The organism is Bradyrhizobium sp. HKCCYLRH2015, assembly GCF_051168215.1.
In the GTDB taxonomy this organism is placed as follows: Bacteria; Pseudomonadota; Alphaproteobacteria; order Rhizobiales; family Xanthobacteraceae; genus Bradyrhizobium.
In genome coordinates this window covers 17587-36208 of record NZ_JBNPUO010000018.1, presented here as the reverse complement: position 1 = coordinate 36208, position 18622 = coordinate 17587, and the positions used below count along the sequence as shown (strand labels likewise).

The 18622-nt window shown below is 65.7% G+C and carries 15 protein-coding genes and 2 pseudogenes; 7 read left to right on the top strand and 10 right to left on the bottom strand.

Going from position 1 to position 18622, the window contains the following annotated elements; genetic code table 11:
- Together ACQR1H_RS32755 and ACQR1H_RS32750 are read right to left on the bottom strand one after the other, a co-directional pair.
- A pseudogene (locus ACQR1H_RS32755) lies at positions 1–167 on the bottom strand (flagellin); the annotation flags it as partial.
- A 296-nt stretch (positions 168–463) separates the two neighbouring features.
- Entirely contained in the window at positions 464–1213 is a 750-nt protein-coding gene (locus tag ACQR1H_RS32750; protein ID WP_434908782.1) for a histidine kinase dimerization/phospho-acceptor domain-containing protein, read from the bottom strand.
- A gap of 667 nt (positions 1214–1880) precedes the next feature.
- Between ACQR1H_RS32750 and ACQR1H_RS32745 the strand changes: the two genes are divergently transcribed.
- From ACQR1H_RS32745 to ACQR1H_RS32725, 5 genes and pseudogenes are all read left to right on the top strand, one after another.
- Positions 1881–2603 (top strand): Crp/Fnr family transcriptional regulator, encoded by a 723-nt coding sequence (locus tag ACQR1H_RS32745; protein WP_434908783.1) that lies wholly within the window; start codon positions 1881–1883, stop codon positions 2601–2603.
- Positions 2604–2840: 237 nt separating this feature from the next.
- Positions 2841–3230 carry a response regulator gene (locus ACQR1H_RS32740; RefSeq protein WP_008968243.1) on the top strand — a complete coding sequence of 130 codons (390 nt, stop codon included), beginning with the start codon at positions 2841–2843 and terminating at the stop codon, positions 3228–3230.
- A gap of 223 nt (positions 3231–3453) precedes the next feature.
- Positions 3454–3778: pseudogene (locus tag ACQR1H_RS32735) on the top strand (response regulator).
- Positions 3775–6330, top strand: a complete 2556-nt coding sequence (locus ACQR1H_RS32730; RefSeq protein ID WP_315800639.1) for a hybrid sensor histidine kinase/response regulator — start codon at positions 3775–3777, stop codon at positions 6328–6330. The pseudogene ACQR1H_RS32735 and the gene ACQR1H_RS32730 overlap by 4 nt, the downstream one beginning before the upstream one ends.
- A gap of 246 nt (positions 6331–6576) precedes the next feature.
- A complete protein-coding gene (locus tag ACQR1H_RS32725; RefSeq protein ID WP_006614403.1) occupies positions 6577–6822 on the top strand; it encodes a hypothetical protein in 246 nt (81 codons plus the stop codon).
- Positions 6823–6950: 128 nt separating this feature from the next.
- Here the strand turns inward: ACQR1H_RS32725 and ACQR1H_RS32720 are convergent, their stop codons facing one another.
- Positions 6951–7556 carry a helix-turn-helix transcriptional regulator gene (locus ACQR1H_RS32720; protein ID WP_315800640.1) on the bottom strand — a complete coding sequence of 202 codons (606 nt, stop codon included), beginning with the start codon at positions 7554–7556 and terminating at the stop codon, positions 6951–6953.
- A gap of 314 nt (positions 7557–7870) precedes the next feature.
- Here ACQR1H_RS32720 and ACQR1H_RS32715 point away from each other — a divergent pair, with 314 nt between their 5' ends.
- Positions 7871–9022: a hypothetical protein gene (locus ACQR1H_RS32715; protein WP_315800641.1), complete on the top strand. Its 1152-nt coding sequence runs from the start codon at positions 7871–7873 to the stop codon at positions 9020–9022.
- 35 nt (positions 9023–9057) lie between these two features.
- On the opposite strand, the gene ipdC is transcribed toward ACQR1H_RS32715, so the two are convergent.
- The 4 genes from ipdC to ACQR1H_RS32695 form a co-directional block, all read right to left on the bottom strand.
- Entirely contained in the window at positions 9058–10695 is a 1638-nt protein-coding gene (gene ipdC, locus ACQR1H_RS32710; RefSeq protein WP_315800642.1) for an indolepyruvate/phenylpyruvate decarboxylase, read from the bottom strand.
- 156 nt (positions 10696–10851) lie between these two features.
- The gene (locus ACQR1H_RS32705) at positions 10852–11043 is read right to left on the bottom strand and encodes a hypothetical protein (protein WP_315800643.1); all 192 of its coding nucleotides are present in this window, start codon (positions 11041–11043) and stop codon (positions 10852–10854) included.
- Between the two features lie 141 nt (positions 11044–11184).
- The gene (locus ACQR1H_RS32700; protein WP_315800644.1) at positions 11185–12096 is read right to left on the bottom strand and encodes an acyl-CoA acyltransferase; all 912 of its coding nucleotides are present in this window, start codon (positions 12094–12096) and stop codon (positions 11185–11187) included.
- A 191-nt stretch (positions 12097–12287) separates the two neighbouring features.
- Positions 12288–13508, bottom strand: coding sequence for a hypothetical protein (locus tag ACQR1H_RS32695; RefSeq protein ID WP_315800920.1), 1221 nt, complete (start codon positions 13506–13508; stop codon positions 12288–12290).
- Between the two features lie 147 nt (positions 13509–13655).
- Here ACQR1H_RS32695 and ACQR1H_RS32690 point away from each other — a divergent pair, with 147 nt between their 5' ends.
- Positions 13656–14840: a glycosyltransferase family 4 protein gene (locus ACQR1H_RS32690; protein WP_316239157.1), complete on the top strand. Its 1185-nt coding sequence runs from the start codon at positions 13656–13658 to the stop codon at positions 14838–14840.
- On the opposite strand, the gene ACQR1H_RS32685 is transcribed toward ACQR1H_RS32690, so the two are convergent.
- From ACQR1H_RS32685 to ACQR1H_RS32675, 3 genes are read right to left on the bottom strand one after another with little or no spacing between them, the layout of a single operon-like run.
- Positions 14841–16019 (bottom strand): glycosyltransferase, encoded by a 1179-nt coding sequence (locus tag ACQR1H_RS32685; RefSeq protein WP_316239156.1) that lies wholly within the window; start codon positions 16017–16019, stop codon positions 14841–14843. It abuts the gene before it with no gap.
- Entirely contained in the window at positions 16012–17034 is a 1023-nt protein-coding gene (locus ACQR1H_RS32680; RefSeq protein WP_316180403.1) for a polysaccharide deacetylase family protein, read from the bottom strand. The genes ACQR1H_RS32685 and ACQR1H_RS32680 overlap by 8 nt, the downstream gene beginning before the upstream one ends.
- Positions 17031–18551, bottom strand: coding sequence for a lipid II flippase MurJ (locus ACQR1H_RS32675; RefSeq protein WP_434838879.1), 1521 nt, complete (start codon positions 18549–18551; stop codon positions 17031–17033). The genes ACQR1H_RS32680 and ACQR1H_RS32675 overlap by 4 nt, the downstream gene beginning before the upstream one ends.
- Positions 18552–18622: the final 71 nt, after the last annotated feature.

Below are 18622 nucleotides of genomic sequence, written 5' to 3'. Positions count from 1 at the left end.
CGGTTGTCGAGACCCTGGGCGGTGAAGAAGTTGGTCGGATTGTCGAGCGCCGAGTTGACCTTCTTGCCCGTGGAGAGGTTGTTCTGCGTGGTCGCGAGGAGCTGAGCCGTCGACTGGAGCGAGAGCAGGTTCTGGCGAACCGACGCAGAGAGTACGATACCTGACATTGTCATTCCCTTCTGGATGAACATGAGTAGACATCGCCGCACCGTTCTGTCGGCGATGGCGCAGACTGGTCCGCGGATTCCTACCCGTTCGTTAAATTGACTTCGGAACGGCATATCGGGGCGTCGGCCGCCGCCGTTAATGCTAATTGGCCGCTAATCAGTTCGATCAATTGCGCGCAGATCGCTGGAATTCGCGGTAAGATGGCGCGCAAACGCGGGCCTTGCGGCGGCCAGCGTCCATGCGCGGTGCGACCGTTAAGGCAGCGCTAACCAAGAGCTTGGGGAAGAGTGGCCGGTCAGGAGGGGGCGCGGCCGGCGCACGGGAGGACGATCTCGACGCTGGCGACCCGGCCGTGCGGCTCCTTCAGCTCCAGACGCCCGTTCGAGCGCCTGACGAAATCCTCGACCAGCCGGATCTCCGAGAATACGGCATCGGCTGGAGCCGCATCCGCCGCACTCGCTGACGCCGTCAACACGATCTGCACGTCGCAGGAGTTGCCGCCGGCGCCCGAGCCGGCGGCCCGCATGCGCCTGGCCTGGATATCGACGCGACCGCCACGCTCCAGTCGATGCCGCGCACCGATCGCAAGACATAGCAGTGCCGCCATCAGCTGGCCCGGATCGGCGAAGACGGCCGGCACGTCCGCGTCCACCACTGCCGTCACCTCGACCTCGGTGCCCAATGTCGGGCGAAGCAGACGAGCGACGTCGACCAGGAGCTCGTTCAACTCCACCGCACATGGCTGCGGCGGCCGGCCTCTCGCGAACGACAGAAGCTGCGACGTCAATCGGGCGCCACGGGTCGCGGCCTCGTCGATCAGACGCGCGACGGCCGCCAGTTCAGGCTTGTCCTCGACCGCTTCGGCGAGGATGTCGATGGTCCCCGTGATCACCGTCAGAATGTTGTTGAAGTCGTGCAGCAGGCCACCGGCAACCTGTCCGACGATGGCCATCCCAGGATGGATGTCCGGCGTCGCTGCAGCCGGAATGTCTGCGCTCGGGCTCGGCTGCGACTGATTGGACCGCTGGTAGGTGGAAGAGGCCATGAATCCTGCAATACCTGTTGGGGGGAGGATGACGGGGCTATCGGGACGCAAACGAACGGACGCCGCTGCAATATTCAGCTTCGTCTTGACGCTCAGCCTCGGCGGTCAGTCTCATCGCTGAGCATCGATCGCGCCCCGGCTGGATGCAGCATCAGTCGGACTCCTGCTCCTGCCATGACGACAACCTCGTCACCGCCAGTCGCAGGACACCGGCCGATGCCTCCACTCGCGACGAGAGTTGCATCCGACAGAAAAAGATCCGTCAACGAATCAGCGCGCTTATTAGCGATTTTGGCTTCAAGATGTCCGCTGTCAATTGCGGCGCTTGCTACGTGGTGCCGTGCCCGGCGGAGCTGCGGCGCCCGGAGCAACGAGACATTCGCCGCAAGCGTGCTGCGCTGCCTTCACGAGCCGAGGCAGGGGCCGATGCGTGCCGACTGTATACAACCGCGCGCGGTCAGACCAGCACATCGCACACACGTTGATGGCTTGAATCCGCAACGCGCATTCGCGCCCGTCTGCACGACAACGCACACAGCAGGAGCGAATGGTCTTTACTGGGAATATTACCCGCGATTCTTCTTGTCAGCGGATGGGACGCAGTTCTATGGAACCATGAGGGCATTGAGATCTGCGAGGCTTCGTTACTGCAATGCAGGAGATGGCTTTGGACCCCAGCTTGCGTTCTCCGAACGGCTTCCTGTCGTCGCTGTCCGACGATGATTTCGAGCTGATCCGACCCTATCTGCGGACCGTGGATCTGGTGCAAGACTCCGTTCTCGCCGAGGTCGGCGAAAAGCTGACACGCATCTACTTCCCCCATCGCGGTGTCATCTCGCTGGTCGTGAACCTCGCGCGCGGAGAGCGCGTTCAGGTGGCCATGATCGGTCGCGATAGTCTCTTCGGAAGCATGTCCCTGCTCGCAGGCAGCGATCCGGTGGTGCTGAACAGCGCGGCGGTCCTCGTTCCCGGTGCTGCATCGGTCGTCGACATCGACAGGGTCCGGGCAGCCGCCGAACAGAGCCCCTCGTTTCGCGCGCTGATGTTGCGCCACGCACTCGCCATCTACGTGCAGAGTCAGCAGACCGCCGGTTGCAACGCCGCCCACACCGTCGAGTCGCGTCTCGCCCGTTGCCTGCTGCAGACGCATGACCTTTCAGGCGGCAACAAGCTCTACATCACCCAGGAGTCCCTGGCGCAGATGATCGGTGCCCGTCGCAACAGCGTCTCGCTGGTGGCGAGCACGCTGCAGCAGGCCGACTTCATCCACTATAGCCGCGGCCATATCGAGATCATCGATCTGGACGGGCTGAAGAGGACGGCGTGTGAGTGCTACGGCGCCGTGAAGGCTCACTACGAGAATCTGGTCCGGCCGCGCAGCCTGCCGTAGGCAGGCGTCGTTCCGGCCGTCGCGCGCCGGCGCCTCGCCGAACGCCCTTGCCTCCGTACAACTACGGCCCATCGCATGATCCCCATCACCGATGCGGACGGAATTAACGCGCTGTTCAACGGGCGCTGATAATTGTCGACGTGCTGACGAGCGCGAGTTCCAAGAAGCGTCGAATAATCTTCGTGCTGATATATCTCGCCCGTGTTCGGCTTTTGACCAGACGCGCGGAGTAATGACATGGCCTTTGATCTGTCGATGCCGATCCTGGTGGTCGATGACTACGCCACTATGATCCGGATCATCCGCAACCTGCTGAAGCAGCTTGGATTCGAGAACGTCGACGACGCCAGCGACGGATCGGCCGCGCTCTCCAAGATGCAGGCCAAGAAGTATGGCCTCGTGATCTCCGACTGGAACATGGAGCCGATGACCGGCTACGACCTGCTGCGCGAGGTGCGTGCCAGCCCGGAACTGTCGAAGACCCCGTTCATCATGATCACGGCCGAGTCGAAGACCGAGAACGTCATCGCCGCCAAGAAGGCCGGCGTGAGCAACTACATCGTCAAGCCGTTCAATGCTGCGACGCTCAAGACCAAGATGGAAGCCGTGTTCGGCCCGGCCGAATAGCCGCCCCCCCTTTGAATGCCCTGCGCGGCGGCCGGACCGGTGTCCGGCCGCTTTCTCTTTGGCGGGCGAACTCCGCGCGGTTGACGTCGGCAGGACGCATACATCGCCGCCCCCTCCCCGTAGTCGTACGGAAACCAAAATTTACGAGGGGGTCAGAGCCGGCCGATAGACGTAATCCTGCTTGCCGATGACCATGTCAGGGTGGCAACGGGACAGGGAATTCATGCGCAACGAACTCCTCGTGATCGAAGATGCCGCCGTGCATCTTTCCATCTTGCGAAAGATTGCAGCCCAGGCCGGCCTCGCCACGACGGGCGTGAGCTCGGTCGACGCCGCCTCGCTCGTCCTGCACAAGAGGGACTTCGACTGCGTCACGCCTTACCCCTCCCTGGGCGACCGCTCCGGCACCGAGGGTTCTCGAGCTCGACATAGCTCCCCCCTTCTCGACGCCGATCGACCTGATGCGGTTCCGGTAAGCTCTCAAGCAGATCGCGCAGGAGACCGATCGCCGGCGGCTTTCAGAGCGGCAGGCTGGTAGCAGGCGATGAGCAAAAAGAAGCGCTTTCTGGGAGCGCCTGCAGCGATCGCGCTGATCCTCATCTGCGTCATTGCCGGCAGCAACCTCTTCTTCCTCACCAACCTGCGCGAGAACGCGCTTCAGCATGCCGAGGAAGATCTCAGCCGCCATAGCCTCACGCTGGCGGAGAACGCCGACCGTTCGGTGAAGTCCGTCGACCTCGTGCTCACGAGCGTGCGCGACTACCTCGTGCGCGGCGGCGCTATCGACGCTGCGACGTATCGCAATGTCGCGTCAGACCATCAGACCCACCTCCTGCTCAAGGAGAAAATCGCGGGACTGCCGCAGATCGATGCGGTGACGCTGATCGACGCACAAGGCAGGCTCCTGAACTTCTCGCGCTACTGGCCGATCCCGGACGTCAACATCGCCGACCGCGACTACTTCAAGGCGCTGAAGGCCGACCCTGCGCTGCAGACGTTCCTCAGCACACCGGTTCAGAACCGCGGCGACGGCACCTGGAACATCTATTTTGCCCGCCGGCTCGACGATTCCAATGGCAAGTTCATGGGCATGATGCTCGGCGCCATGTCCGTACCCTATCTGGAGAACTTCTTCGGCTCCACCGCGCAGGGTCTCGATGCCGCGGTATCGCTGGTCCGCGAGGACGGTACGCTGCTCGCGCATTTTCCGCCCACGAGCGAGATCGGCAAGCCGACCTCCGGCTTCGGTCAGCGCGCGCTGTCGGCCGGCGGCGTGCTGCGCGAGCCCTCCGCACGAACCGGCGAGATGCGCCTGCGGGCCGCAAAGATGCTGCCCAACTATCCCGCGATGATCGTGGTGTCGGTATTCGAGCACGACGTCCTGAAGGCCTGGCGTGACATGGCGACGCTTCTGGTCATCGTGTCGCTGGTGAGCGCGATGGCCGTGCTCGCGGCCGCGGTCCTGATCTCCCGCTGGTGGGAACGCCACGAGCACCTGATCGAGGCCGCCGAGGCCGCGAACGCGGCGAAGTCCACCTTCGTCGCCATGATGAGCCACGAGATCCGCACGCCGATGAACGCGGTGCTCGGCCTCGCCACGACGCTGCTGGAAACCAATCTCGATCCCGAGCAGCGCCGCTCGGTGGTGGCGATCCACAATGCCGGCGACAATCTGCTCGAGATCCTCAACGACATTCTCGACTTCTCCAAGCTCGAATCCGGCCAGCTCTCGCTCGAGGACATCGCCTTCTCCGCCGAGGCCCTGGTCCACAACACGCTCAGCATCATCGGGCCGCGGGCTTCCGCCAAGGACCTGAAGCTGAGGAGTGTCGGCGACCCATCCGTGCCGCCGGCGCTGGTCGGCGACGCCGGCCGCATTCGCCAGATCCTGCTCAACCTGGTTTCCAACGCGGTCAAGTTCACCTCGTCCGGCGAAGTGGTCGTCACGACGCGCTGCATCGAGCAGGATGACGAGAAGGCGACCGTGGAATGGACGGTGACCGATACCGGAATCGGCATTGCCGCCGACAAGATCGGCTCGCTGTTCGCGAACTTCGTCCAGGCCGACAATTCGATCAGCCGCCGGTTCGGCGGCTCCGGACTCGGACTCGCGATCTGCAAGCGACTGATCGAGCAGATGGGGGGTGACATCAAGGTCACCTCGACGCTGGGCAGCGGGTCCACGTTCTCGTTCCGCCTGACGCTGCCGATTGCCGAGACCGTCGCGGTGCCAGAGCAGAACGACGACGGCATCTACGCCTCGCTGCAGAACCGGATCGCGGCGTTCGGCCGGCCGCTGCGCGTCCTCGTGGTCGACGACAATCCGACCAACCGCCTGGTCGCGACCAAGATGCTCAAGGATTTCGACATCCAGACCGACACGGCCTGCGACGGCGCCGAGGCCGTCACCGCCGCCAGCCGCTTCAACTACGACCTGATCCTGATGGACGTCCGCATGCCGGAGATGGACGGCTTCCAGGCGACCCGGACCATTCGCGCGCGAGGCGAGCGCCGCTCCAACGTGCCGATCATCGCCTTCACGGCGAACGCCTTCATGGAGGATATCCGAGCCTGCCGGGAAGCCGGGATGAACGACTTCGTCGTCAAGCCGGCCCGCAAGAAAGCGCTCGTGGAGGCGATCCTGCGCGTGCTGCCCCTGCCCGTTCCGGTGCCGGTGCCGGAAACCGCGGCGTCGGACGCCCCGCTGGTGCCGGCTCAGCCGGATGCCGCGGCCGCCGACGTTGCCGCCGACACCGAAATTGCTCCCGAAGCTGCGCTGGACCGCGAAGCCTATGCCGAGCTGGTCGGCGAGATCGGCGACGAGGCAGCACAGGAGATCCGCGACGTGTTCTTCAGCGAAACGGATGCGCGGCTGAAGCAGCTCCGCCAGCTGACGCTCGACGGCGAGCGCATCAAGATCGGCCGCGAGGCGCACTCGCTGAAGAGCGCAGCCGGCACCTTCGGGTACCGCCGGCTCGCAACCTACGCACTCGCGCTCGAGAAGAGCGCGCCGCGCCTGTCCGCCAGGGAGTATGCCGAGCTGCTCGACAACATCGAGGCCGCCTACGCCGCCGCCCGCGCCCAGGAGCTGCAATATTGAAGCGGGGAGGCCGCAGGCCTCCATGGCGCATGCCGATCGGCGCGACGTCCCCGTACGGCGCACCGCGGCGACGAGGACGGGCTCGGACGATCGAGATGGCAAACGAGACGTTCACGACGCGGATTCGCCGAACCTGATCTTCATATTCCCTTACAATGGGTTGACGCCGTACTTCTACGGCTCACGATTTTCACAATCAACTAATCATGAGCTGCCAGACTTGGGGTCACATAGGAGATGTGTCCCATGTTTACTTTTGAAACCGCCGACCAGAAGGAAGTCAGGCGTTTCCGAATTGCGCAGTTCAACGGCCGGACCGCGACCGTGAAATCCGGCGGATCCACGATCACCGGCCACGTCCGTTCAGTCATGGAAAAGGAAGCGAGCGTCCCGCCGCGCTGGACCATTACGATTGTGCCGACGCCGCCCAAAGCCCAAGCGCCGCTGCGACCGACCTCCCGGGTTCGCCCCTTCGCCGAGGATTATTTCTGACAGCACGGACGTCCGCGTCCGCAATCAGCGCGTTCGACCGAGCCGGTCGGACGCCAATTGTCGTTGTCTGCGTTGCGGGGGCACCGCGGGGTGGAAGGCGCGAGCGCGGCATTCGCGCTCGTCCGTCGTCATCCGATCTGGTTGAGGAGTGCTGCGCGGACGAGTTCGGCGGTGTTGCGCGCGCCGACCTTGCGCATGGCTTCGGCGCGATGGCTCTCGAAGGTGCGGGGGCTGATGCCCATGCGCAAGGCGCCCTCCTTGTTCGAATGGCCTTCGCTGATCAGCTTGAGGACCTCGTGTTCGCGCGGGGTCAGCGACTTGCTGGCCCGGCCGGGCGGTCGCGCGGACGCCGCGCCCTGCTCGTGAGCCGGCACCGCCCGCGACAACGGTCCGAACTGCCCGTGCGCGCCGGACATCTGGTTGACCAGGGCGCAGACCCGCTCGGTCTGTAGCAGCGCATTGTCGACGACCACCTGGACATGCCGGCGCTCGCCGGGCGTCCTGGCAATCTCGTCACTGCGCTGCTTGATCTCCTCCATGTAGAGCATCAGCGCGGTCAGCGAACCGTTCAGTTGACGAGCCAAGGCGAGCGTGCCCCGGTCGTCCTGCTGTCCCACCGCAAGCGGGGCCGGGGCGCGCAACCGGGGCGCCGGGAGGCCCGGGTCGTTAACCTCCAGGCCGCCGGGAGCAGGTGCGACGTGATCGTCGGATAGGCTGTTGTTCAGCTGTGCCATGCCTCATTCTGGCGCCACAGCGACTTTAACATGGTTAATTCTACTACCCGTAGCAATACGGGCTTCTCCGGCAACTCGCGCAACCGTCGATAATTTCTCCCGAAAGTTGCAAGCCGAAATAGTTAAGCCGGTGCGCGATGCCGGGCTTCGGAAGACCGTCCCCGGCGTGCGCGGCGGCGCCTGTCCAAGACGCCGCGCATTCCTACGATTGTTTACTGACATTAATTTCGCACCAACTGTTTCGTGCTTCCATGCGTTCCGTGCCCGTCCGTAGAGACGAGCGACCTTGACATGTAGCTGACAGCCTGACGCCAATGGGACCGGTCGACCGGATCTGGGAATTCCTGCAGCGGTTGTCACCGCTGACACGAAGCTGTCTGCTCAGCGAGCTCGAACGGCTGGAGCTGAGCGGCGTCGACATGCCGGGATCCGCCGACCTCCAGGCGCGGCTGCGCGCCGAGATCCGCAACAACAACGGCGCCGGCGGCCACCGCACCATCAATCCGTCGCGCTACTTCTTCATGCCGGTCGAGCAGCTTCTCATCGACGGATCGCCGGAGCATGCCAATGAGGGCCGCATTGCCCGCGGCTCCCTCACGCCGATCTGGGAATGGATCTCGCGCGATCTGCTGCCGACCATGGCGCGCGACTACAACGCACAGATGAAGGACCTCATCGCCGCGGACAAGCAGCGCGAGATCCGCCAGACGGCGAGCGCGTTCCAGACCAAGGTGACGAAGTCACTGGAAGGCACGCTGGCGCGCGCCGAAGGCATCGAGCAGGTCCGCAGCAAGCTGAAGGCCTATACGGCATCGCCGTCGGTGTTCGACGACGTCGTGAAGCTGATGAAGGCGCTGCGCGCCCGTGAGGAACTTGCAAAGTTCGCCGATTCGTTGCCGGACCGGATCGCGGAGTTCGACGATCCGCAGGTGAAGAAGATGGTGCTGCTGCTCGATGCGCTGCGCAAGAAGCAGCCGGAAGCCGTGCCCTTTGCGTTGACGCTCGTCGCCAAGCGTCTGAAGGAGCCGTGGCAGGTGATGCGGCTGGCGACGAAGGCGGCGCGTTCGAAGAACATCGCCGACGTCATCGCGGCACCCTACGCGATGACCGTGCCGATGGTGCTCGACCAGCTGGAGGACAAGCGGCTCGCGCTCCGGATCGCGCTGAAGAACAACCGCGTCGTGACCGCCAAGGAAATCCTGACCAGCATCTATGACATCGAATATGCGATCCAGGTCCGCATCGATCGCATCGAGGACTCGGACTGGGGGACGCGCCTGAACGCCATCATGGCCAATACCGACAAGATGGTACAGGCCGAGGTCAAGCGCTTCCCCGAAGAGGTCGGACACGTGCTCGGCTCGAACAGGCTGCGCAGCCATCGCACGTTCGGCGGCCGCCTCACCTATTTCGCCTGGAAGGGCCGCGATGCGATCAAGACGGTGCTGCGGTCGGCAACCGGTTGACGGCCGCGCGTTCGAAGCGGCCCCTGGACCGATCCTCAGCCCTGCGCCATACGCTCCCGCGCCGACTTGAAGCCCGCCACGAAGCGCGCCAGCGTGTCCGAGGTCTTGCCGCGCGGCAGCATCACTTCGATCAGCGAGAACCGTCCCCGACGATGCACCGCGCGCTCCAGCGCGGCGACCAGTTCGCCGCGGGTGGCGACGCGCTCGCCCGTGCCGCCGATGGAATTGGCGATGTCGGCATAGTGCCAGTCGTCGAGATCGTTGAACCGCGACTCCGGCTGGAACACGCGCAGCATCTCCCAGCTGCAATTGTTGAACAGCACGACGATCGGATCGAGGCCGTAGCGGCGGCAATTGCCGAGCTCCCATCCGGTCATCTGGAACGCGCCGTCGCCGACCAGGATCAGCGGACGAAGCCCGGTCGCGGCCACGCCGATGCCGGCCGGCACGCCGAAGCCCATCCCGGCGTAGTAGCCCGGCGCTGCCAGCGCCGTGTTGTCGATCTCCATCGCCGTGAACAGGCAGTCGCCGATATCGGAGGTCATCGGCATCCGGCCATGGCGATCGAACATGTCGTTGATCGCGGTCGCGATGTCCGAAGGCGCGATCGGCGCGCCATCGGCAGCCAGGCCACGCGGATACGCCGAGCGCTGCCGCGGCAGACCGGGAGCCGCAGCCTGCGGTGCCGCGCGCTCGTCCAGCGCATCGATCAGATCGCCGAGCGGCATGTCGCGATAGGTGTGATGGCCGATCTGGACCTCGCGGCTGGCGGCCAGGATCATGCGGCGCGGGTCCGGCGCCCGGTTCGACAGCGCGAAATTGGTGTCCGAGAGGATGACGCCGAGCATAAGCACAAGATCGGCATTCTCGACCAGCTCCGTGATCGCCGGATTGCCCGCGGCGCCGAGATAGGTGCCGGCGACGACATCGTCGGCCCTGTCGAGCAGGCCGCGACCCATGAAGGTCGTCACGAGCGGCAGGCGGAGCTTGCGCGCCAGCGCGGCGATCCTGTCCTCGACGCCGTAGCGGCGGATTTCGACGTCGACGACGATCACGGGACGCTCTGCCTGCGCGATGCGGGCGAGGATCTCCTCGACGCACTCGTCGAGCGCCTCGCGGCTGGCCCGCCGTGGCGGCAGCGGCGCCACCGGCTCGACCTCGGCATCGACCATGTCGCGCGGAAATTCGAGATACACCGGCAGCGACATCTCCTTGGCGCTGCGCAGCACGCGCGCGATCTGCGCCGGCGCCGTGGCCGGATCGCTCAGCACCGCCTGATCGCAGGTGATCTCCTTGAACACCGCGAGCTGCGTGTCGACGGTGCGGGCCTGATGATGCAGCAGGAAGCCGGAGACGCGCTCACGCGCACCGGGCGCGCCCGCGATCACCACGACCGGCGAGCGTTCGGCATAGGCGCCGGCGACCGCGTTCACGACGTTGAAGGCGCCGGCGCCATAGGTGACGACGGCGACGCCGAGGCCGCCATGATAGCGCGCCGCCGCATCCGCCGCGAAGCCGACCGCCGGCTCATGGCTCAGCGTGACGCTCGGCAAGATGTTGCTCTCCTCGATGACCTTAAACAGCGGCAGCACGAAGTCGCCGGGAATGCCGAAGATCTCGCGGGCGCCGTGGTCCTTCAGGGCGGCAAGCAGCGCATGGGCAAGAGCAGGCATCCGGATCCCCTGAGCGTAGCGTGACGTTCAGCCGGTGCTACACGATGAGGGCCGGACTGCCAACCACCGGCCGCTCGGTCGGCGAGCCATGCCGTCCGGATCGCCTCGTCCAAACTTCATGAGGGAGCGCCAAGGCCCAAGCTCACCCGCGCCGCATCAGTTCGCCGTCAGCAGCAGGGCCTGGGCGGAGGGTGCGCCGCCATGCGGCATGGCAAGCGTAACCGTGAACAGGATGGCGACTGTCATGATCATGCAGAGCTTCATCATGACCGTCCTGCGATCGGTGATCGGCAGGAACAGGAAGAACAGCAGCATCGCCGCCAGCGCGAGTTCGAAAACGTAAGACATGGATGACCTCCTCCGTTGCCAGGAGGATGGCGCATGCCGGAAGCCCAGACTGTGCGTGCCGTCACATCGGTCCCATGGTCCACGCGAGCCAGTATCCCGGCCTCCGCAGCGGGACCGCGCAAACCAATCGATTGCCACCTCTCAGCCGTCGAACAGCGCGGCCTCGGTAAAGGCGAGATCGCCGAGACGCGGCGGATGCGGCCCTTTGGCGTATTTGCGTCCGCGCTTGTCCGAGTACCAGCCGGCCAGCCCTGCGATGGGCGCATTGGCATCGAGCCGCACCAGCAGGCCGCCGCGCCGCAGCAGCAGCCAGCCGATGTTGCCTGCCAGCCGCACGAGGTCGGCGACATCCCGGCAATACAGCAGGCGATACACCGGCAGCGCATTCATCACCCGGTGCTTCTGAAACACGAACGGATACGCCGCATCGGCCGCACGCGCGACGAGACTGAGACATCCCCACTCCGCATGCTGCCGCAACAGCTCGGCCTCGTCGGGAGACAGCCCGTGCAGATTGTCCGCGGAGAATTCATCGACACGGACATCCGGGCGCGGTCGTGACAGCGCCAGCGCGGCATAGACCTGTCCCTTGCAGTAGACCGAAAAGCCCTGAGCCTCGACCTGCGGCCAGGTGTGCGGGGCCGGCGTGATGTTGAAATAGGTCACCGTCTTGTCGCGCGTCGCCGCGCGCACCAGCATCGAGCTGAAGGCACGGAACGCCGGCTCGACATACCAGCTCGAGACATTGGCCCTGACGATCGGCTCACCGCCGATGCGGAGCGCGGAGAACAGCAGCAGGATAACGCCGACGGGGACCCCGCCATGGTCGAGACAATAGCCGAACGCCGGATAGCCGGCCGGCCGCGGGCGCGCCGCGTGGCGTTCGAGTCCGCGCAACCAATAGGCCTCACTGCGAAAGGCGAAGCCGCGCGTCAGCAGTGCGGCGACCGCCGGCAGATCCGCCGCGCCGATCTCCCGGATGCGAACGCCGGTCACGGCCCGCGCGGGCGCCGGCCTGTCGTTTGCAATCTCAGCTTTTTTGATTGGCTGCATTCCAGCATCACCCGAGAGAGGTCCAGCACACCGTCGCGTGGCGGGATCGTCATGGCGGCAATTATCGTAAAAGGCTTTGGCGGCAGTGAACCACGTCTTGCTGGCCTTACTTTTCAGTTAATGGAATGCGCGAGCCATACCCGTCACGCTTCGATCAGCGTCGACATGATCGTCGCGAACGGCGCTGCCGCTCACGGCCGCGGGATGCGAAACATGTAGGTTTCATCGGCATTGAGACCGTCGACGAAGAAGCGGCCGGGCTTCGCCTCGATCCGGCGCCGCAAGCCATCCCAGCCCCAGACCTCAAGGCTGCGCGTCCATGTCGGCAGGTCGAGCTCGACCGCGCGCCCCGGCTGGTCGGTCCAGCCGGCAATGTTCTGCCACACGATCAGATCGGCGTCGGCTCCGCGCAGCGTGTACAGCGCCAGCCGCCGGTCGATGGACACGATCTTCATGTGGCCGGCGAGCTGCAGCACCGTCTTCACCACGAGGCTGCGCGCCTCCGGGGTCCAGGGATCCTTGCCCGTCGCCATCGCATAGGCCAGGCCGTCGACATCGGGCGTGTCGCCAAGATTCCACGGAAACGCCAGCACGGATACCGGCGAGCGGCCGTCCTTGCCGACCACCGCGAGCTGGTCCCAGATCGCATTGAGAAACAATCTCGCCGCGTCCGGCTCGCTGTCCCACGCGCCGGCGCGCGCGACGTTGAACTCGGTGGCGTAGAAGTTGATGTCGCGGCTCAGCCCCATCGCCCGCTTGATGCGGTCGAAGCAGGTCTGCACCGAGAACTCGCGGCCGTGGGTCATCGGATACCATTTGTCATTGTAGTAGGTATGCAGGTCGATGCCGTCGAGACGGCCGTCCTCAAGCAGATCGGCGATCGCCGGACCGTAGCCGCGCAACGTCGCATCGCCATGCGAGTTGCAGGTGGCGAAGCCTCCGGGAACCACCCGCAGCTTGGGGTCGACGCTGTGAACACCGTCGGCAAGTCCGGCCAGCGCGTCGTGATAGTCCTGGCGCGGGATCGTGGCCTGCACATCGGGCTCGTTGATTGCGGTGAAGACCGTAGCACCCCAATCGGGAATACCGTTTTCGCGGCCCCAAGCGCCACCGGGACGGAAACGTCTTGCCATCGCCTGCCCAGCCGCGAACCAGTCCTGATAGGACCCGATCGGCTGCGGTGGATCGAGGCTCTGATAGCTGCCTTCATACTCCAGCAGGATCAGCGGCATGATACCGTTCTTGTGCGCTTCCAGCATGGCGGCATCGAAATCGTGCGGTGTCGGCAGCCGCGCCAGCGTCCGCCAGCCATAGGAGTCCATTCGCCCCATCCTGGCACCAACGCCGTGCAGCGCCTGATAGATCTGCTTGCTCCTGCCGGCCAGATGCGTGACCAGATTGCCGCCGCCGATGCGCTCGTCGATCCGCAGTGCCGAGGCGTTCGTTTCGCCGGCGCGGACAGCGCTCGGCCATGGCGACGTGAAAAACGTTAAAAGGGCTGTGCTAATGACCAGCAGATTGGAACGAAGTCGCAATGTCTGATCCCTTAGATGTCCGTTATGACGTTTGAGATCGTCCAGGTCGTTCAAGAGATAAGCAATGCCGGCGGCGTGGAAACCGTCGCTATCGAGCTGGCGCGCGTTTTCGGCCGGAATGGTTTATCGAACGTCGTGCTCGCAAGCACCGTCGCGGACAATCTCGAGCACACGATCAGGGTCGAGCGCGTCGCGCCATGGCTAGCGCGGATTCCGACGCGCGGACTGTTCCGGCACATCGGCCGCGCCATCGTCGTGCCGCTGTTCACGGTGGCCGCGACACGGGCGCTGGCGCGGCACCCCGACGCCGTCGTCGTCAGCCACGGCGACAGTCTCAAGGGCGACGTGCTGATCGTGCATGCCGTCAATGCGCAGAGCCTGGCCGAGAAGCGCGCCGCCGGCAGCTGGCGCTGGATGCTCAACCCGATGCATCTGTGGGTCGCGCTGCGCGACCGGTTCATGATCGGAGGCCTGCGGTATCGGGCGTTCGTGGCGGTGTCCTCCCGCGTCACCGCGGAGCTGCAGCGCTTCTTCCGCGTGCCGGCCGCCCGCATCCACGTCATCTCCAACGGCATCGATCTCGCGCGCTTCAAGCGCGACACCGCCAGCGGCCAGGCGATCCGGCGTGAGTTCGGCATCCCGGACAATGCGCGCCTGCTGCTGTTCGCCGGCCACGAATTCAACCGCAAGGGACTGGCGCATGCGATCGGCGCGCTCGATCGGCTCGGCGACGACGTCTGGCTGCTGGTCGTCGGCTCGGACAATCCCGCGCCCTACCGCAGGCTGACGCGCAACGCCCAGCAACGACTGATCTTCGCCGGTTCACGCTCGGACATGCCCGCGCTGTACTCGGCGGCCGACGCCTTCGTGCTTCCCACGAGCTATGAGACCTTCTCGCTGGTCTGCATGGAGGCCATGGCCTGCGGAGTGCCAGTGTTCGCAACGCCGGTCGGTGGCATCGAGGATTATCTGCACGACGGCGTCGACGGCTTCCGCATCACGGCCGATGCCGTCGATATCGCGGCCAAGCTCGCTTCCGTCTTCGCCGATCCCGCGCTGATGCGCCGGCTGCAGGACGGCGCCCGGGCGACCGCGCAGACCTATGGCTGGGACCAGATCGGACTGCAATACATCGAACTGCTCAAGCAGATCGATGCCGCCAAGCGACAGCCTGGCCACGCAGCGATGGCGCTGCCGGTGAAGGCCTAGCTAATTCGTCTGCAGCCGCTGTGGGCGGGCGAGGCCGGATGCGGCTCTCGACTGATGCGCCGCACGGCATGCCGTTTCAATCGCCGCCGCGACCGCTTCATAGGTGAAGCGCCGGAGCACGTTCGCGCGGGCCGCTTCACTGCGAACGGCGAGCTCCGCCCGCCGGCCGCTGAGCTCATGGATGAGCCGACACATGCTGCCGGGGTCCCGCTCCGGCACGATCCAGCCGCCGTCGCCGACGACATCCGGAATCGCTCCGCAGGTCGATCCGATCACCGGGATGGCACAGGCCTGGGCCTCGATGATCACCCGGCCGAACTGCTCGCGCACCGCGTCCGTGGTGCGCGTCAGCAGCAGCAATGCGTCCAGGCCGCGCAGAAAAGCCGCAACCGCAGCGGGTGCAGCCCAGCCCTGGATGGTGACGCGCCCGACCAAGCCAAGTTCGGCGACGCGCCGGCGGAGATGCGGCTCGTGCGGACCTTCGCCCATGATGCTCAGCGTCGCCGCCGACTTGCTGCGCGCGAGCGCTTCGAGCGCATCGTCGAGTCCCTTCTCGACCACCAGCCGGCCGACATAGCCGAGCCGCAGCGGCGAGCCGGCCGTCGCATTCGATCGATCATCCGCCGGCATGAAGGTCGCGAGATCGACGCCATAGCCGATCGGCGTCACCGGACCCGTATAGCCACACGCCCTCACGACCTCGGCCGCATCGGGACTGCGTGACAGGATATGAGCGGTGCGGCCGAGGACGAATTTGCGGATCGCCTCGAATGGTGGCGGCAGCCGTTTCAGGATGTTCTGGTCGACCTCGAGCACGAGCGCCGCACGGCCACGCAGCATCTGCGCCTGCAGCGCGACGATGCTCCAGGGCTCCTCCCAAAGGTGAATCACGTCGGGATCGAGCTCGCGCAAAAGGCGGCGCAGCGCCGGATAGAAGTGCAGGTACCATTTCATCGGACCCGCATCGGGGAGCCGGATCGGGAGGCGATGGATGGGAAACCCTTCATTGGAGTGAGCCGCAGTGATGGTGCGGCCGAACTCCTTCCACACTTCGGGCACCACGAGATGCAGCTCGACGTCGGGCCGGGACGCGAGATGGCGGTAGCGCAGCCGGCCGGCCTCGCTGCTGGTGGCCGGATGCGCAATCGAGACGATCCGCAAGCGTCCCCTGCTAGACACGGCCCATCACCTTCGCTGCAGTCCCGCTGAAGCCCGTGAGATGCAGCTCCATCGCCGCCAGCGTCCGATGCGCGCCATTCATGGTGTTACGCGGAATCGAGAACGCATCCTGCCCGGCTTTGACGAGGCCCTTGCGGGTGGTGGCAGCACTGGCAAATCCGGCCTGCCGCGCCAGCGCAAAGTCCCGCGGTCCGCAATCGGCGGCGCGCCCGTAGGGAAACGCGAAGTGCCGGACGTCGATGCCGAGCCGCTCGTTCAATCGCAGCCGCGCGCCGGCCAGCTCGCGCAGGGCGTCTTCGGAAGACAGCGACGAGATGCGCGCATGCGACACGGTGTGAGCTCCGATCTCGACCAGGGGATCGGCTGCCAGCCCTTCCAGCATGTCCCAGGAGATCGCATGTTTCCAATGCATCGCCTCGATGTCGATGGCGTTGGCGGCACAGAACGCGGCGTAACGATCCGCGGCCTGCGGGCCATCCCAGCGCGAGACGACCTGCGCGAACACCGCGCGGCGCTGCTCGTCGCTCGACAGCGCGATCCTCTCATCGTCGACCGTGACATGGCCCCTGTGCCGCAGCGTATCCTCCAAGCCAGCGGCCCACAGCGGCAAGGTGCCGTCGGGAATCCCGGTCGTCACGAACAGCGTCACCGGCACCTTGTGCCTGCGGAACACCGGCACCAGCAGCTCGCACGTATCGCGGTAGCAGTCGTCGATCGAGAAGTTGACGTAGCGGCCGGACGGCTCGGCGCTTGCAGCCCGGCGCAGCGCCTCACTGATCGTCACGATATCCCAACCCTGGTCGAGGACATAGCCGAGGAAGCGATCGAGAAAGTCGACATCGACGTAGAAGTCGCGATTGGGCAGACGCTCCCACTGCTCTGCCGGCGCGGTGCGATGGAACGTCAAACAGCAGCCGCGCGGGCCGAGCACACGATCGACGGCCTTGGCGACAGGAAGGACGAAGGCACCGGATGCCATCATCGCCTTGGCGGCAGCGAGGGCCAGCAGGGTCAACTCAGCTCTCCCTTCATCTTGAACGTACGACGAACATGACGGAGCGCCGTGCCCACCACGGCCGGCAGCAGGATGCCGATCGCGAGGGCCAGGCAGAGCAGATACGCCAATCCGCCGGCGAACAGGCGCGGCAGCAGGCCCGGCACGGAAGTCTGAATCATCAGGCCGAGCACGACCATCAATGCGGTCGGCAGCAGGGCCAGGCCGATCACGAGCAGGAGCTTTCGCGCATCGCCGAGCACGAACACCACGCCCGACAGCAGCACGAGGCTGCGGATCGCTTCGCCAACGCCGAGCAGCTGCATGCCGGCCGCCGGCGACGGATCGAACAGCGGCATCAGCAGGTTGAAGCCCATGTTGGCGAGATAGGCCGAGACGATGATGACCGCAGCGACGCCGTTGCGCCCCGCGCCATTGAGCAGACGGATCAGGATCCAGCCGAGGGTCGCAGCCCAGACGCCGCAGGCGATGCCCTTGAGCGCATGCGAGGTCAGCAGCAGGGCCTCGTCGCCGAACGCGCCGCGGAAATAGATCAGACGGACGATGTCGGTCGAGAAGACCAGCAGGAACGCCGAGGCCGGCAAGGTCAGCGCGAGCAGCGGCCGCAGCAGCGCCTCGGTCTGCGCGCGCGGATCGCGCGGGGCGTGCTGCGACAGCACCGCCATGCCGAGCGGCTGGCTGATCAGCAGCAGCGCGCTCTCGGTCAGCGAGCGCGCGTAGTCCAGCGACGCGACGGCGCCGGTCGTCAGCCGCGATGCCGTGAAGCGCTCGATCCAGACGTTGCCCTGCTCGGCCAGCGGCAGCGCCAGCAGGACCCGCAGCCGGCGGAAGAATTCGAACCCCTTCTCGATCACCATGCCGACGGTCAGGCCGGAGACGCTCAGCGCGCCGTCGCGCCAGAGCGTCAACAGGCCCCAGGCGGCGAGGCCATTGAAAGCAACGGTGAAGGCGCAGGCGAGCATGTAGGCGTCGCCGGTCAGAACCAGCAGGCCGATGCCGCCGATCACCGCGACGTTGAGCAGGCTGGCACGGACATTGGTCAACCGCGTGCGGCCGAGCGCGATCTCGCCGGCGGCAAGCACGTTGAGCACCGCCGAGGCCGGCATGCCGAACGCCATCATCCGCACGAAGTGCAAGGTGAGCTCGCGCCCCTCCGCCGAGAAGCCGCCGACGACGGCGTTCACCCAGAGCTCACCGAGCAGCAGGATGATCGCGGTCACCAGGCTCGAGACGACGGCAATGACGATCGTCAGCGCACCGAGGCTGCGCGCGGCATCAGGCCGCTGCAGCGCCTCGCGATGCATCGGGATCATGATCGCCGGCACGCTCTCGTTCTGCAGGAACGCGAGCGGGATGAGCACGGCCGCCATGGCGGCGCGGAAGCCGTCGGCGACGAGCGAGGCGCCCAGCACATGCGCCATCAGCACCTCGCGACCGAAGCCGAGCATCTTGCTGGCCAGCGCACCGCTGATCAGCAGCGCACTGAAGCGCTTGAGCGAAGGACCGGAGGCGCTCATGCGACCCCCTCCGATACGGCCTGCGGCCCTATCCACCGCGCAGGGACTTGTCCGTCCTCGAGCAGTTTCGG